The following is a 17373-nucleotide window of genomic DNA, read 5'->3' as shown; positions in this document are numbered from 1 at the left end:
CTACCGGCTGACGTGGCCGGCGGCAGGCTGTTTGAGGTCGGACAGCCGTACCAGCACAGCCAACACGACCGCCACCAGAAGCAGCGCGGCGACATCGCCCCACAGGTGTCCCATTCGATGGTGGCCGCCGAAGGACTCGACCGCCATGATCGCCGCGTGCACAGCGCTGGACCAGATCGCAAACCAGATCAGGCTGAGGTGCTGCTGCGGGCTGCGGGCCGCATTGATCAAGAACACGCCCAGGGTCGCGTACACCCCGACGATCATCATGAAGTAGTCGGAGTGGTGGGGCGGTCCGGGATGCCAGGCCCAACCCGACGGCCAGACCACGGCCAAGGGATAGACGAGAAGCATTACCGAGCCGAAGATTACGAGTGCCAGTTGCAAAGATCGGTAGGGCTTGGGCATGACGGGCATGGTGCGCTCCAATCGTCGACGGCGTGTCGATTATCCGCCCGAGTGGCCGGTTCTGGATATCGAATGCCGATCCGGTACGCGCAAGAATTCCGCAAGAAATCCGCGAAGCGACGGCAAGCGCTGCGCCGCAAGCTATGTGGCAACCGGGGTTTTGGAGTCCCGAAGAACAGGTTGCCGGTGTTATCTTGTCGACGCTGGTCCGTGCACACCAAGACGGTCCGCGCTCGCTGGTCTAGCCGTTGACCCATCGCTAGGTGGTTAGGAGAACGAGTGAGTATCAATCCGTTCGACGACGACAGTGGTCGCTTTGTCGTGTTGGTCAACGACGAAGAGCAGCACAGCCTTTGGCCGGTCTTCGCCGATGTTCCGGCTGGGTGGCGGGTGGTGTACGGCGAAGCGGATCGAGCCGCTTGCCTGGACTACATCGACCGGAACTGGACCGACATCCGGCCCAAGAGCCTGCGCGAGAGGTTGGCGCAGGGCACGGGCTTCTGAGTTGCGGGCCGTCGGGAACTTGGCGGCGAGATGACAACGCTTGACGGCAAACTCGACACCGGGGGACCACCGCGGTCCGACGAGGAAGCCGCGAAAATCGTGCAGCTGCTGACCGACATCTTCACCCAGGTGCTCGGTGCCGAGCGGGTCGGTATCGACGAATCGTTCTTCGACTTGGGTGGGGACTCGCTGTCGGCGATGCGGGTGATCGTCGCGGCCAATGCGGCCTGCAACGCCGATCTGCGGGTCGGTGCGCTCTTCGATGCGCCGACCATCTCCCAGCTGGCGTCACGGATCGTCGGTGACTCCGGTGTGCTCAAGCCGTTGCGGGCCGTCCCGCGGCCGGCGATCGTGCCGTTGTCGTATGCGCAGAGCAGGTTGTGGTTCATCGACCAGTTGCAGGGGGCCTCGCCGGTCTACAACCGGGCCGTCGCGTTGCGACTGCTCGGCCACCTCGACACCGACGCGCTGGGTGCGGGCTTGATCGACACCGTGCGGCGCCATGAGGCGCTGCGTACGGTGTTCGCCGCGGTCGACGGCGTGCCCCGGCAGGTGGTCGTACCCGCAGCGCGCGCCGACTTCGGTTGGCAGATCGTTTGCGCCGCTGGGTGGGCACCGGACCAACTGGAACAGGCCATCGGGGAGACGGCGCGTTACAGTTTCGATCTGGCAGCGGTGATACCCATTCGCGCAACGCTATTCGCGCTCTCTGAGCGGGAACACGTGCTGGTCGTCGTGGTGCACCACATCGCCGGCGACGGTTGGTCGATCGGCGTGCTGGCCGGCGACATCATCACCGCATACCTGAGCCGATGCGCGGGCCAGGCGCCGGACTGGGCCGAATTGCCCGTGCAGTACATCGATTACACGCTGTGGCAACGGGAGAACCTCGGCGACCTGACCGACCCGGACAGCCCGCTGGCAGCTCAGGTGGACTATTGGGCGACGGAATTGGCCGGGCTGCCGCAGCGCCTGGAGCTGCCGACCGATCGGCCGTATCCGCCGGTCGCCGATCATCACGGTGACCAGGTCGTCGTGGAATGGCCGGCCTCACTGCAACGCCGGGTTCGAGACCTCGGCCGCGCGCACAACGCGACCAGCTTCATGGTGGTCCAGGCGGCGTTGGCCGCACTGTTGTCTCGGCTCAGCGCGAGTCACGATGTGGCGGTGGGCTTCCCGATCGCGGGTCGCGGTGACCCGGCGCTCGAGGCGTTGGTGGGTTTCTTCGTCAATACACTGGTGCTGCGCGTCGACCTGAGCGGTGACCCGACTTTCACCGAGCTACTCGCGCAGGTGCGGCGGCGCAGCCTGGCCGCGTACGAGCACCAGGATGTGCCGTTCGAGGCGCTGGTCGATCGGCTCAATCCGCCTCGGTCGCGGGCACACCATCCGCTGGTCCAGGTGATGCTGGCCTGGCAGAGTAACGATCCGACCGTTGGACTGGCCGCCGGTGACCTGCAGATCACCTCCGTGCCGGTCGACACCCACACCGCCCGCATGGATCTGGCGTTGTTCCTCGTCGAGCGTGCCACGGATAGCGGCGAACCCGCCGGCGTCGGCGTGCGGGCCGAATTCCGCACCGACGTGTACGACGTCGCCACGATCGCAACGCTGATCGCGCGGTTGGCGACGGTGTTGGCAGCCGTCACAGCGCATCCCGGCCAACGGTTGTCGGCCCTGGATGTGCTGAGCACCGAGGAGTACGCGCAACTGGCGCAATGGGGCAATCGCGCGGTGCTGACCAGCGCGGCGCCCCCAGCGATATCGATTCCGGCGGCCTGGCAGCTGCAGGTCGCGAAGTCTCCGTCTGCGGTGGCGCTGACCGACGGGGCGTCCTCGTGGTCCTACTACGACGTCGACCGGGCCGCTGATCGCCTGGCCCGGTTGCTCTCCCAGCGCGGAGCGGGACCGGGGGCGTGCGTCGCGTTGCTGTTGCATCGGTCGGCGCGGGCTGTCATCGCGATGCTGGCCATCCTCAAGACCGGTGCGTCCTACCTGCCGCTGGACCCCCAATCACCCAGTAGCCGAATGGGTTTCATGATCGGTGACGCCGCACCGATCGCCGCGGTCGCCACCGCCGATCTGGCTGACCGGTTGGACCGACACCGGTTGCCGGTGACCGACCTCGACGAAGCGCTCCGGGCCGACCCCGAAACCGGCACCGCCCTGTCAGCCCCGGACCCGCACGACATCGCCTACATCATCTACACCTCGGGCACCACCGGTGTCCCGAAGGGCGTCGCCGTCAGTCACCACCACCTGACCCAACTCATCCGGTCCCCGATCGCAGGCCTGGCAGCGGAGCAGGTCTGGTCCCAATGTCATTCGTACGCCTTCGATTTCTCGGTGTGGGAGATCTGGGGCGCCCTGCTGCACGGTGGTCGACTGGTGGTGGTGCCCGAAGAGGTGGCGGGCTCACCGACCGACTTTCACGGCCTGCTGGTCTCCCAACAGGTGAACGTGCTCACCCAAACCCCTTCCGCGACAGGCATGTTGGCCACCGCCGGCCTGGAATCAACCGCGCTGCTGCTGGGTGGTGAACCGTGCCCGGCCGACGTGGTGGATCGGTGGGCGCCGGGGCGGGTGATGATCAACGCCTACGGGCCCACCGAGACAACCATTTATGCGACCTCGAGCGCGCCCTTGACCGCCGGGCGGCCCGAATCGCCACCGATCGGCTCCCCGGTGCCCGGTGCGGCGTTGTTCGTGCTCGACGAGTGGCTGCGTCCGGTGCCGCCCGGTGTGGTGGGGGAGTTGTACATAGCCGGCCACGGCGTCGCCTACGGGTATGTGGGCCGCACCGGTTTGACGGCATCGCGATTCGTGGCCTGCCCCTTCGCCGGCCCGGGAACGTCCGCGACACGTATGTACCGCACCGGTGATCTGGTGTCGTGGCGTCCTGACGGACAACTGCACTATGCCGGGCGCGTGGATGACCAGGTGAAGATCCGCGGCTACCGCGTCGAATTGGGTGAAGTGCGAAGCGTTCTGGCCGGGCTGGACGGGGTGCAGCAGGCGGCGGTCGTCGTCCGTGAGGACCGTCCGGGGGACCGGCGGTTGATCGGATACCTGACCGGGACGGCCGACCCGGCCGTGCTGCGCACCGAGTTGGCGCAGCGGCTGCCGTCCTACCTGGTGCCGGCCGCGTTGCTGTCGGTGGAGGCGTTGCCGCTGACCGTGAACGGCAAACTCGACGTCGACGCCCTGCCCGCCCCGCGCCATCGGGACAGGGGCGACTACCGTGCCCCGACAACGCCGGTCGAGGAGATCCTGACGGGCATCTACGCCCACGTGCTCGGTGTGGAGCGAGTCGGCGTGGACGACTCCTTCTTCGACCTCGGCGGTGATTCGCTGATGGCCATGCGAGTCGTCGCGGCGGTCAACGCCGCCCTAAATGCCAACCTGGCGGTGCGCACACTGTTCGACTCGCCGGCCATAGCGCAGTTGGCCGCGCGGATCATGGTGGGCGGGAATCGGTCGGGTTCGCTGGTTGCCGTCGAGCGCCCGGCAATCGTCCCATTGTCGTTCGCGCAGAACCGGTTGTGGATCATCGACCAATTCCACGGCCGCTCCGCGGTTTACAACATGCCGGTGGCGTTGCGGTTGCGTGGCGAGCTCGACATCCGGGCGTTGGGTGCGGCGCTGGCCGATCTGGTGGCCCGGCACGAAAGCCTGCGCACCATGTTCCCGTCGGTCGACGGCATCCCCCGCCAGCAGGTCGTCCCCGCCGAGCAGGTCGACCTGGGTTGGCGGGTCGTCCACACCGGCACTTGGCCGGCGGTCCGCGTGCAGCAGGCCCTGTGTGATGCCGCGCGCCGCAGCTTCGACCTGACGCACGAGACGCCTTTGCGGGCAATGCTTTTCAGCAGCAACGAGCGGGAACACCTGCTGTTGCTGACGCTGCATCACATCGCCGCCGACGGGTGGTCGGTCGGCGTGCTGGCCGCCGAGTTGGGTGCGGCGTATGCGAGCCGGTGTGCTGGGCTGGCGCCGGCGTGGCCGCAATTGCCGGTGCAATACATCGATTACACGCTGTGGCAGCGGGAGACGTTGGGAGATCTGGACGACGGTCGTAGTCGGATGGCGACGCAGTTGAGGTACTGGGAAAACGCGCTCGCCGGACTGCAGTCGCGTCTGGAGCTGCCCACCGACCGGCCGTACCCCCCGGTCGCCGATCACCAGGGCGACAAGGTGGTGGTCACCTGGCCGGCAAGTCTGCAAAGGCGGGTACGCGAGGTCGCCCACGCGCACGGCGTGACCAGTTTCATGGTGATGCAGTCGGCGCTGGCGGTGCTGCTGTCGAAGCTCAGCGGTAACCCCGAGGTGGCGGTGGGATTCCCGGTCGCCGGTCGTGGCGCCCCGGAATTGGACGGTGTGGTCGGCTTTTTCGTGAACACGCTGGTGTTGCGGGTCGATTTGGCCCAGTGTCCGACGTTCGCCGATCTGCTCGTGCAGGTGCGCCACCGCAGCCTGGCCGCCTACGAGCATCAAGACGTGCCATTCGAGCTGCTCGTCGAACGCCTTGACACCGAACGGTCGCTGACCCACCATCCCTTGGTTCAGGTCATGCTGGCCTGGCAGAACAACGTCGCGCCCGAACTCACGCTGGGTGACCTCGAGGTCACCCCCGTAGCGGTCGATACCCACACCGCGCGAATGGATCTGATGTTCTCGCTCGGTGAACGTCTCACCGACGCGGGCGCACCGGCCGGCATTGGCGGAACGTGCGAGTTCCGCACCGATGTGTTCGACGTCGCCACCATCGAGACGCTGTGCGACCGGCTGGAGGGGCTGCTGACCGAACTCACCGCGCACCCGAAACGCCGATTGTCCGCGGTGGACCTGCTTGTCGCCGACGAACAGACCCGACTGGACCGCTGGGGCAACCGCGCCGTGCTGACCCAGCCCGCACCCCCTGCGGTGTCGATCCCGGCGGCGTGGGCGGCTCGGGTCGCGCGCACCCCGGATGCGACGGCGCTCACCTGCGGGCCGCGGTCCTGGACCTACCGGGAAATCGACGAGGCATCGAACCGGTTGGCGCGCAGGCTCACCCAGCATGGCGTCGGCCCCGGCACCGGCGTGGCGCTGTTGTTCTGTCGCTGCGCCGAGGCGATCGTGGCAATGACGGCGGTGCTTAAAACCGGTGCGGCATACCTGCCGATCGACCCGGCGCTGCCGCCGGCGCGGATCGCATTCATGCTCGCCGACACCGCCCCGGTCGCGGCGGTCACGGCCAGCGACCGCGCACACCTGCTGGACGGGCACGAGCTGCCGGTGATCGACGTCACCGACCCCGAGATCCAGCAACTGCCGTGCACACCCCTGCCAGTGCCGGCGCCGAACCACATCGCCTACCTCATCTACACGTCGGGCACCACCGGTGTGCCCAAAGGCATTGCGATCACGCACCATAACGTGACGCAGCTGCTCGGCAACTCAGGTTACTTCGAGGCGTCCCCGGAGCCGTTCGCGTTCGCTGCGGCGCAGTGGCATTCGTATTCATTCGACGTGTCGGTGTGGGAGATCTGGGGCACCTTGCTGCGCGGTGGCCGACTGGTCATCGTCCCGGAGGAAGTGGCCGCCTCGCCGACAGACTTCCACGATCTGCTGGCCGCGGAGAAGGTCGACGTGCTCAGCCAAACCCCGTCGGCAGTCAGGGTCCTGCCCGCCGCGGGGCTGGAATCGACGGCATTGGTGGTCGCCGGTGAGGCATGTCCGCCCGACGTGGTGGCACAGTGGGCGCCCGGGCGGATCATGATCAACGCCTACGGCCCGACCGAGGCCACCATCTATGCCTCGATGAGCGCACCCCTGAAAGCGGGGCTGCCGGGTTCGCCTCCCATCGGCTCACCGGTGTCGGGGGCGTCGTTGTTCGTGCTGGACAACTGGTTGCGCCCGGTGCCGCCCGGTGTGGTTGGCGAGCTCTACATCGCGGGAAGGGGTGTCGGCCTGGGGTATTGGCGCCGGGGCGGGTTGACGGCGTCTCGATTCGTCGCCTGCCCGTTCGGTGCGGCGGGCGCGCGCATGTACCGCACCGGGGACTTGGTGCGGTGGTGCCACAACGGTCCAGCCGAGGGCCAACTCGAGTACCTCGGCCGCGCCGACGAACAGGTCAAGATCCGCGGCTACCGCATCGAACTCGGGGAGGTTCAGGCCGCGGTCGCCGGCCTCGACGGAGTGGATAGGGCGGTGGTGATCGCCCGCGAAGACCGGCCCGGCGACAAGCGACTGGTCGCCTACGTCACCGGAGTGCCCGATCTCGCCGGTGCGCGTGCGGCATTGGCCGAGCGGCTGCCGTCGTACATGGTGCCGGCCGCGGTGGTCCTCCTGGACGCGTGGCCGCTCACCGTCAACGGCAAGCTGGACACGCGGGCACTTCCGGCGCCGGATTACCAGGACGCCGACACCTACCGCGCCCCGGGTAGCCCGGTGGAGGAAGTGCTGGCGGTCGTCTACGCCGAAGTCCTCGGGCTGCAGCGCGTCGGTGTCGACGAGTCGTTCTTCGAGCTGGGGGGTGACAGCATCCTGGCGATGCAGGTCGTGTCGAGGGTGCGCGCGGCCGGGGTGCTCTGCCGGCCACGCGACATCTTCGTCGAACAGACCGTCGCCGGGGTAGCCCAGGTCGCCGCGATCGCCGACGAAACCCACGCGGACGACGACGACGTCGTGGGCGAGGTAGCGCTGACACCGATGATGCGCTGGCTACACGCTCTGGACGCGCCGGTGGCACAGTTCAACCAGATGGTGTTGCTGCAGGCTCCGGCGGGCGTCACCGAAGCGGATGTCGTTGCGCTGCTGCGTTTTTTGTTGAAGCGACATGCCATGCTGCGCTTGCGGGTCGACGACGACGGCACCGGGGGTTGGGCGATGCACGTGCCCGACCCGGATGCGCTGGACGCCACCGATTGCCTGCAATCGGTCGAGGTGCTGTCCGACCACGCGTTGCTCGCGGCGCGGTCCCGGTTGAATCCGGCTGCGGGCATGATGTTGAGTGCCTTGTGGGTGACCTCGGTCGGCCAGCTGGTGCTGATCGTGCACCACCTGGCAGTCGACGGGGTGTCCTGGCGAATCCTGTTGCAGGACATCAATGCCGGGTGGGTGCACCGCCGCACAGGTCAGCCGGTCGAACTGCCGGCGGCCGGGACGTCGTATCGGCGCTGGGCGGCACTGCTACGTGAGCAAGCGCGTTCACCGCAAGCTGTCGCGACCGCGGACATATGGCGCCGAGTAGCCGTGACGCCCCCGGCGTTGCCGCCGGTGAACGCCGCGCTCGACACGTTCGCCACCGCCGGGAACCTGGCGGTGACGTTGGACACCGAGACCACGCGGGAGCTGCTGGGCGAGGTGCCGGCAGCGTTTCACGCCGGCGTGCACGACATCTTGTTGATCGCTTTCGTCTTGGCGTGCGCTGAATTCCTCGACGCAATGGACACACCGATCGGCGTCGACGTCGAGAGCCACGGACGCGACGACGAACGGGCACCCGGAATCGACCTGTCGCAGACCGTGGGCTGGTTCACCGCGAAGTACCCGGTGGCGCTGACGGCGGGCGGGCTGACCTGGCCGCAGGTGGTGGCCGGCCAGCCGGCACTCGGTGACGTGGTCAAGAACGTCAAGGAGCAGCTCCGGGCCGTGCCCGACGGCCTGACCTACGGCATGCTGCGCTATCTCAACGACGAAATAACCCTGCCCGCAACCGATCCCACGATCGGATTCAACTACCTGGGACGACTGGGCGCTGCCGCCCGCAAGGACGGCTGGCGCATCTGCCACTGGGGTTCCCTGTTCACCGACACCGTGGGCACCGCATTGCCCATGCCGTTGCTGCACACCGTCGAACTCAACGCCGCCACCCTGGACACCGATACCGGCCCACAGCTGCATGCCACCTGGACGTGGGCACCGTCGACACTGGACGACATCCGGGTCGCCCGGCTCAGCGGATTGTGGTTCGAAGCGCTGCGCGGCATCTGCGCGCACGTGCGATCCGGCGGAGGCGGGTTGACCCCGTCCGACATCGCGCCCGCCCGACTCACTCAACAGCAGATCGACGAGCTGCAGCGGCAACACCGGGTCGCGGACGTGCTACCCCTGACCCCCATGCAACAGGGGCTGCTCTTCCACACCAGCACCGCGGAGTCCGGTGAGGTGTACACGGTCCAGCTGGACATCACGGTCACCGGAGCCGTCGAACCCGGCCGGCTGCGCGACGCGGTGCAAACGGTCGTCGAGCGGCACCCGCACCTGGTTGCACGCTTCAGCACCCAATTCGACGAGCCCGTGCAGGTTCTCGCCGGTGACCCCGCCGCCCGGTGGCGCTATGCCGAGCTCGACGACGAAGACCAGATCCGGCAACTGTGCGCCGACGAGCGCGCGGCGGTATGCAACCTCGTTGACGCACAAGGATTTCGGGCATTGCTGATCCGCACTGCCGAGCATCAGTACCGGTTCGTGCTGACCAATCACCACGTCGTAGCCGACGGATGGTCGATGCCGATCCTGCTGCGGGAGATCTTCGCCGGCTATCACCGGCAGCGGCTACCCGCGGCCCCGCCGTACCGCCGCTTGGTGGCCTGGCTGGCCGACCGGGACGTTGCCGCCGCCCACGCCGCCTGGGGCGAGGTCCTGGCCGGCTTCGACACCCCGACACTGGTGGCCCCCGCCGACCGGATCGGGCAGGGTCCGCGCAACTCCGTCGGGGTCCGGCTGTCCGCCGATGACACTCGGTTGCTCGGCGAACTGGCGCGCGCATTCCGCACCACCATCAGCACCGTCCTGCAGGCCGCCTGGGCCCACTTGCTCGTCATCCAGACCGGTTGCCACGATGTCGTTTTCGGTGTCCCGGTGTCGGGCCGGCCGACCGAGTTGGCCGGCGCGGAATCGATGGTGGGGCTGTGCATCAACACCGTCCCGGTGCGGGCGCGCGTCACCGCGGCAACCACGACCGCAGACTTGTTGCGCCAGTTGCACACTCATCACCACCGCACACTCGAGCACCAACACCTGGGGTTGCGCGATCTGCACCGCATCACTGGCCACCAGGTCCTCTTCGACACCCTCGTCGTCTACGAGAACTACCCGCTCGACACCGGCGTCCTGCTGGACACGCCTGGAATCGCCGTCACCGGCGTCACCACCCGCGAACACACGCATTACCCGCTGGTGATGCAAGCCGCACCCGGCGACGAACTGCGCCTGGACGTCGACTACCGCAGCGACCTCTTCGACGCGGCGGCCATCGACGGCCTGGCGGACCGGTTGCGGCGGATCCTCGTCACGATGGCCCACGACCCGAGGCTTTCGTTGTCGTCACTGGATCTGCTGGATCCCGCGGAGGGGGCGCAACTGGATCGATGGGCCAACCGCGTGGTGTTGGCCCGGGGTCCGGCGACGGCACAATCGATTCCGGCGGCGTTGGCCGTTCAGGTCGCCCGCACCCCCGATGCGGTCGCGCTGAGTTGCATCGGCTCGACGATGACCTACCGGGAGTTTGACGAGGCGTCGAACCGGCTGGCGCGCCGGCTGATCGGTCTCGGTGCCGGCCCGGGAGCCGTTGTGGCGCTGATGTTTACACGCTCGATCGAGGCTATCGTCGCCATCACGGCGGTCCTCAAAACCGGGGCGGCCTATCTGCCGCTGGACCCGGCCCTGCCCGCCGCCCGGATCGAGGTCATGCTCGCCGATACCGTCCCGACCATCGTGCTGACCACGGCGGAACTGGCCGCGCGGCTGAACGGACACGATCCGCTGATCATCGATGGGCGCGGCAGCGGCGACCATCCCGGCACCACCGTTCCGGTGCCCGCGCCCGATGAGATCGCCTACCTGATCTACACGTCGGGCACCACCGGCCTGCCCAAGGGCGTGGCCATCACTCAACGCAACGTCACCCACATGGTGGCGTCGCTGGACGCATCGCTGCCGCGCGGGGGAGTGTGGGCGCAGTGCCATTCCTACGCCTTCGACGTCTCGGTGTGGGAGACCTGGGGTGCGCTGCTGCGCGGCGGACGGCTGGTGATCGTCCCGGAGGCAACCATGCAGTCGCCCAACGAATTTCACGCGCTGTTGGTCGCCGAACGGGTGACCGTCCTCGATTTGAGCCCGACCGCGCTGGGCGCGTTGTCTCCGGATGGTCTCGAATCGCTCGCGTTGGTGACCGGCGGCGAGGCATGCCCGGCCGAGGTCGTCGACCGGTGGGCTGGCGGGCGTCTACTGGTCAACGCTTACGGACCGACCGAGACCACCGTGGATGCGGCCAGAAGCGCCGCGCTGCTGCCCGGGTGCGGGGCGCCGCCGATCGGTTCGCCAGTGCCCGGGGTGGCGCTGTTCGTGCTGGACGGTTGGCTCCGGCCGGTGCCGACCGGCGTGGTGGGCGAGTTGTACGTCGCCGGTGACGGTGTGGGTGTGGGTTATTGGCGTCGATCAGGGCTCACCGCATCGAGATTCGTGGCGTGCCCGTTCGGCGTTCCCGGCGCGCGCATGTACCGCACCGGTGATCTGGTGAGCTGGGACGTCGACGGGCAACTGCGCTATGTGGGTCGGGCGGACGAACAGGTCCAGATCCGCGGATTCCGCATCGAACCGGGAGAGGTTCGGGCGGCGCTCACCGAGTTGGCCGAGGTCGATCAGGCGGTGGTGATCGCCCGCGAAGACCGGCCCGGGGACAGGCGGCTGGTGGCTTACGTGACCGGGGCCGTCGATCGAACCGACGTGCGGGCGGCGCTGGCCGATCGGCTGCCCTCCTACCTGGTGCCCGCCGCGGTGGTGGTCCTGGATGCGCTGCCGCTCACGGTCAACGGCAAACTCGACACCCGCGGCCTCCCGGCGCCGCAGTACCAGGACGGCGAGCTGTACCGGGCGCCGATCAACGCGGTCCAGGACACCCTCGCCGGGATCTATGCCCGGGTGCTCGGACTCGAGCGTGTCGGCGTCGACGACTCGTTCTTCGAACTCGGCGGGGACAGCATCTTGGCGATGCGGGCGATCACCGCGATTAACGCCGCGCTGGGCAGCGATCTCGGGGTTCGCACCCTGCTCGACGCCCCATCGGTCCGAAGCCTCAGCCAGCGGTTGGGCACCGCCAGCCCGGCCGTGCACGCGCGTTATCTGGCCGTGCACGGACGCGACGGCGTCGAGGTACGCGCCGCGGACCTCACATTGGACGAATTCGTCGACGACGCGACGCTCACCGGCGCCCCCGGCCTGCCGGGCCCGAGTGCCGAAGTCCGGGCCGTTCTGCTCACCGGCGCCACCGGTTTCGTCGGTCGATACCTGGTCTTGGAGTTGCTCAAGCAGGTGGAGTCGGTCGACGGCACGCTGGTCTGCTTGGTCCGGGCGGACACGGACGAGGACGGCCGGCGGCGCCTGGAACAGGTCTTCGAGGGCGGCGACCCGGAAACGCTTTCGGTGTTCCGCGATCTGGCTGCCGATCATCTGAGGGTCTTCGCCGGTGACAAAGCAGCAACCGATCTGGGTCTGGACCGGCAATCCTGGCAGCGGCTGTCCGAGACCGTCGACCTGATCGTGGATTCCGCGGCCGTGGTCAACGCGGTCCTGTCCTACAGCGAGTTGTTCGGACCCAACGTCGTCGGCACGGCCGAGTTGATCCGCCTCGCGCTGACGGCCAAGCGTAAGACGTTCGCCTATGTGTCCACCGCCGACGTCGGCAACCAGATCGAGCCGTCGGCCTTCACCGAGAACGCCGACATCCGCGTCGTCAGTCCCACCCGGGTGATCAACGGCGGCTTGGCCGACGGCTACGCCACCAGCAAATGGGCCAGTGAAGTACTGCTGCGGGAGGCCAACGAGCTGTGCGGCCTGCCGGTGGCCGTGTTCCGCTGCGACATGGTCCTCGCCGACGGCACCGCCACCGGCCCGCTGAACCTGTCGGACACCGTGACCCGGATGGTGCTGAGCGTGCTGGCTACCGGCATCGCACCCGCATCGTTCTATCGGCTCGACGCGAACGGAGGCCGGCAACGCGCGCACTTCGACGGGCTGCCCGTGGATTTCGTCGCCGAGGCGATCGCTGTGCTGGGTGGGCGAGCGGTGGACGGATTCCAGACGTTCCACGTGATGAATCCGCACGACGACGGTATCGGACTGGACGAGTATGTCGACTGGCTGAGCGAGGCCGGATATCCGATCCGGCGGGTGGGTGACTTCGACGAATGGGTGCGGTTGTTCGAAGCCGGACTGCGTGCCCTCCCGACCCGACAGCGTCAGCACTCGGTGCTGCAGACGTTGTTGTTGCGCGATGCCGCCCAACTGCGCCCGTTGTCGCCGACCCGCGGCGCCTACGCCTCGACGGACCGGTTCCGGGCCGCGGTGCGGGAGGCGAAGATCGGCTCCGACAACGACATTCCGCACATCTCGGCGCCGGTCATCCGCCATTACGCGGCCGTCCTGCAGCGCCTCGGACTGGTCTAGGCCGCTCATGCTCACTTTGCTTCGCGCCCATCGGCTTTCGATGACGGTGGCTCTGGTGCTGCTCGCCGCGGCCACCGCGCTGACGTTGCTGCAGCCACTGCTGGCCGGCCGGCTGGTGGACCGCGCCTCCGCAGAAGTCCCGATCCGGGGCTTCGTCGTCGCGTTGGTGACGATGCTGGTGGTTCAGCTGCTGCTGGAGTCACTGGGACATTTCGGGTTGGACCGGATCGGCGAGAAAATCGTGCTGACACTGCGCAACGACTTCACCAATCATGTTGTCCGCCTGCCGATCGGACTGCTGGACCGCGCCCGGACGGGTGAACTGCTGGCCCGGGGCACCAGCGATGCTGGCCTGCTGCGCGACATGCCCCGCGCGGTCGCCGACGTCGTGTTCGGCACCGTGACCCTGCTCGGAGCCAGCATGTTCATGCTGGCCATCGACGCGGTCACGGTGGCCGTGGTGGTGGCCGCGCTGGCGGTGGCTTTCACCGCGGGCAATCCGTTCCTGTCCCGTATTCAGCGGGCATCGTTATGTCGCCAGGATGCGCTGGGCGACTACACCTCCGGACTCGACCGGGCGCTGGGTGCGGCCCGCACGATCAAGCTGTTCGGCGCCGAGAACCGCGAAGCCGAGTCCATCAGCCTCAGCGCGGATGCCGCCTACGATGCGGGTGTTCGCGTCGCGGCTGCCACCGCGACCAACATCGGCATCGTACGATTGGGTATCACCGGGTCGTTCTTGGCGATCATGATCGTCGACGGCAGCCGGGTCGCCGGCGGTGCTTTGACTGTCGGGCAGTTCGTCAGTCTGTTCGCCTTCGCCATGTACGCGATCTTTCCGATCAACGCCGCGTTCATCGCGCTCACCGTGCTGCGTTCCGCGGCCGGGGCATATCAGCACCTCGACACCATCCTGCGGGAGCTTCCCGAGGGTGACCCCCCGGCACTGGCCGTCACCGGGCCCGACGCGAGAACACCACCCGACGGCACGCTCGTCGAGTTCGACCGGGTGTCGTTCAGCTACGGATCCGACACCGTCCTGCACGACGTGTCGTTCACCCTGGCCCGCAACCAGATCACCGCGCTGATCGGCCCATCCGGTGCGGGGAAGTCGACCATCCTCGCGCTGTTGTGCCGCTTCCACGACCCGACGTCTGGGTCGTTGCGCTGGGACGGCCGAGACTTCCGCAGCATCGCGCTGCGCGAACTACGCGGTCGTCTCGGCCTGCTCGAGCAGGACGCTCCCGTGCTGCACGGCACCATCCGCGACAACTTGCTCATCGCCGATCCCGGCGCCGCCGACGACGACCTATGGGTGGTGCTGCAGCAAGCCAACATCGCCGACGAAATCGCCGCGTTGCCAGCACAACTCGACACGCCGATACTCGAGCGCGGGCGCAGCCTGTCGGGCGGTCAACGCCAACGGCTGGCCCTGGCGCGAGCCTTCCTGTCGCGGTCGGAGCTCATCCTGATGGACGAACCCACCGCCCATCTCGACCGTGCCAACGAGTACGACGTGATGGCCAACGTGCGGCAGGCCCGCGGTGAACGCAGCCTGCTCGTCGTGGCGCATCGACTCTCGACGGTCACCAACGCAGACCAGATTCTGGTCCTGCGACACGGCCGGATCCAGGCAACGGGCACGCACACCGAACTCCTCGAGGTGCCGGTCTACCGCGAACTGATCGAGCATGAACTCGCCCCCCGTTAGCGAGGCGCATCGGCAACTCGGAAGGAAAAGTCTTGCTGCACCGAATCGCTCGACTCGCTATCACCGCGCCGCGCCGGGTGATCGTCGCGGCCGTGCTGGTCATGATCGCCGCCGCGATCTTCGGACTCCCGGTGACCAGGACACTTTCGTCCGGTGAAGGACTGGATTCGGCCGCTGAATCCGCGCGCGCGACCGCGTTGCTGACCGGCAAATTCGACCAGGGCGATATGGCCATCGTGTTCACGCTGACCTCCGACGACGGCGCACTAGGACCGCGCGGCCGGGCGGTGGGATCCGATCTCGTTGGGCGGCTGAAGAATTGGCCGGGTGTTCGAGAGGTGCGCTCGGTGTGGACCGCGCCGCCCGAGGCCGCGTCGTTGTTGATCAGCAAGGACGGCCGGACGGGTCTGATCATGGCCGCACTCACCGGCGGCGACACGAATGCCCAGAAAACCGCACGGCAGTTGGCGGACGAAATCGACAAGATCGTCAACGGCCGCGACGGCGTCGTGGTGCGCGCCGGAGGTGACGCCACCGTCTACTGGCAGGTGAACGAGCAGACCCAGCACGACCTGTTGGCGATGGAATCGGTGGCGCTGCCGCTGAGTTTCTTGGTGCTGGTCTGGGTGTTCGGCGGTCTGGTCGCGGCCGCGATACCAGCGGGCGTGGGCATCTTCGCGATCATCGGTTCCATGGCGGCGCTGCGCTGTATCGCGCTGTTCACCAATGTGTCGATCTTCGCGCTGAACCTGTCGGTTGCGATGGGGCTGGCCTTGGCCGTCGACTACACCCTGCTGATTCTGAGTCGATACCGAGACGAACTGGCAGAAGGGCGATCCCGTGACGCGGCGCTGACCCGGACAATGGTCACCGCGGGTCGCACCGTGCTGTTCTCGGCGCTGACGGTCGCGCTGTCGATGGCCACCATGGTGCTGTTTCCGCAGTACTTCCTGAAGTCTTTCGGGTATGCCGGGGTTGCGGTGGTCGCGTTCGCCGCCGCCGCGGCGATCGTCGTCACACCCGCGGCCATCGTGCTGCTGCACCGGCGACTCGACTCGTCGCGAATGCGTCCGCGCATGCGCCGTATCCTGTGGGGGACAACTGGTCCGCCGGGGTTCTTCGACTCCTGGTCCTGGTACCGGTGGACGAAAGTCGTTATCCGCCATGCTATTCCGGTCGGCATCACCATCACGGTGATATTGCTGCTGCTCGGTGCGCCGTTTCACAATGCGCGCTGGGGCTTCGCCGACGACCGCATTCTGCCCCCCTCGGCTTCCGCACGTCAGGTCGGCGAGCAGCTGCGCAGAGACTTCAGGGACGGTGGTGTTCCCAACGTCACCGTGGTGCTTCCGGACGCGACCGGCTTGAGTCCCGCCGAGCTGGACGGGTACGCCGCCGCGCTGTCCCGGGTGCCCGACGTGTCCTGGGTGTCCTGGCTCAGCGGCACCTTCGTCGGCGGCGCGCGGTTTGGTCCGCCGTCGGCGCCCTACGGACTCCGCGACGGCAGCGCGTTTCTGACCGTGGGCACCACCACCCCGCTGTACACGGCAGCCTCGACCGCACAGCTGGACCGCCTGCACGCCGTGACGCCGCCGAAGGGCAGAGCAGCGCTGTTGACCGGCGTAGCGGCCAGCAACCGCGACAGCGTGCACGCGATCGCGTCGCGCCTACCGTGGGTGCTCACCATCATCGTCGCCATCACCCTGATCCTGCTGTTCCTGCTGACGGGCAGTGTGGTGTTGCCGTTCAAGGCGGTGCTGATGAACACCCTGTCGTTGACCGCGGCGTTCGGTGCGCTGGTGTGGGTGTTCCAGGAGGGACACCTGGGCGGGCTGGGCACCGCCGCCACCGGCACTCTGGGCGTGCAGCTGCCAGTGTTGTTGTTCTGCATAGCATTCGGGCTTTCCATGGACTACGAGGTTTTCCTGATATCCCGGATACGGGAATACTGGTTGGCTTCCGACCGCGGACCGGATGCCAATGACGAAAGTGTCGCGCTGGGTGTTGCGCACACCGGCCGGGTCATCACCGCGGCAGCCCTGATCATGACGATTTCGTTCGCGGCTCTGATGGCTGCCCAGGTTTCGGTGATGCGGCTGTTCGGTTTCGGGCTGACCGTGGCGGTGCTTGCAGACGCCACGCTGGTCCGGATGCTGTTGGTGCCGGCATTCATGCACGTGCTCGGCCGACTCAACTGGTGGGCACCGAAATTGTTGGTGCGCCTGCATGATCGGTTCGGCTTGTCCGAGGGAGCAAGAATTTCGCAAGAAATCTGACACGATGCGGCAAGCCTTGAACGGCAACGTATGTGCTGTCGGCCG

Annotated in this window: 5 protein-coding genes and 1 pseudogene; 5 read left to right on the top strand and 1 reads right to left on the bottom strand. The window is 67.5% G+C overall.

The features are described 5' to 3' along the window. Positions 1-408, bottom strand: coding sequence for a DUF6632 domain-containing protein (locus AC5Y47_RS05330; RefSeq protein WP_499942668.1), 408 nt, complete (start codon positions 406-408; stop codon positions 1-3). A gap of 279 nt (positions 409-687) precedes the next feature. Between AC5Y47_RS05330 and AC5Y47_RS05325 the strand changes: the two genes are divergently transcribed. The 5 genes and pseudogenes from AC5Y47_RS05325 (at position 688) to AC5Y47_RS05305 (ending at position 17328) form a co-directional block, all read left to right on the top strand. Beyond that, positions 688-912: an MbtH family protein gene (locus AC5Y47_RS05325; protein WP_499942664.1), complete on the top strand. Its 225-nt coding sequence runs from the start codon at positions 688-690 to the stop codon at positions 910-912. Between the two features lie 30 nt (positions 913-942). After that, positions 943-4359 (top strand): annotated as a pseudogene (locus AC5Y47_RS05320) (non-ribosomal peptide synthetase); the annotation flags it as partial. A 12-nt stretch (positions 4360-4371) separates the two neighbouring features. Beyond that, complete coding sequence (locus AC5Y47_RS05315) at positions 4372-13341, top strand: amino acid adenylation domain-containing protein (RefSeq protein WP_499942883.1); 8970 nt, start codon at positions 4372-4374, stop codon at positions 13339-13341. A 40-nt stretch (positions 13342-13381) separates the two neighbouring features. Next, a complete protein-coding gene (locus AC5Y47_RS05310) occupies positions 13382-15052 on the top strand; it encodes an ABC transporter ATP-binding protein (RefSeq protein ID WP_499942662.1) in 1671 nt (556 codons plus the stop codon). Positions 15053-15084: 32 nt separating this feature from the next. Beyond that, positions 15085-17328 carry an MMPL family transporter gene (locus tag AC5Y47_RS05305; protein WP_499942661.1) on the top strand — a complete coding sequence of 748 codons (2244 nt, stop codon included), beginning with the start codon at positions 15085-15087 and terminating at the stop codon, positions 17326-17328. Positions 17329-17373 lie beyond the last annotated feature (45 nt).

The sequence above is a fragment of the Mycobacterium sp. NGS22 genome, from assembly GCF_059813095.1.
The sequence above is the reverse complement of the archived record's forward strand: the minus strand, read 5'-3'. Positions and strand labels throughout refer to the sequence as shown.

What these genes read in the sequence shown, in the direction of transcription:
- AC5Y47_RS05330 (WP_499942668.1), bottom strand. Translation starts at nt 408, where the DNA reads ATGCCCAAGCCCTACCGATCTTTGCAACTGGCACTCGTAATCTTCGGC.
- AC5Y47_RS05315 (WP_499942883.1), top strand. Translation starts at nt 4,372, where the DNA reads ATGGTGGGCGGGAATCGGTCGGGTTCGCTGGTTGCCGTCGAGCGCCCG.
- AC5Y47_RS05310 (WP_499942662.1), top strand. Translation starts at nt 13,382, where the DNA reads ATGACGGTGGCTCTGGTGCTGCTCGCCGCGGCCACCGCGCTGACGTTG.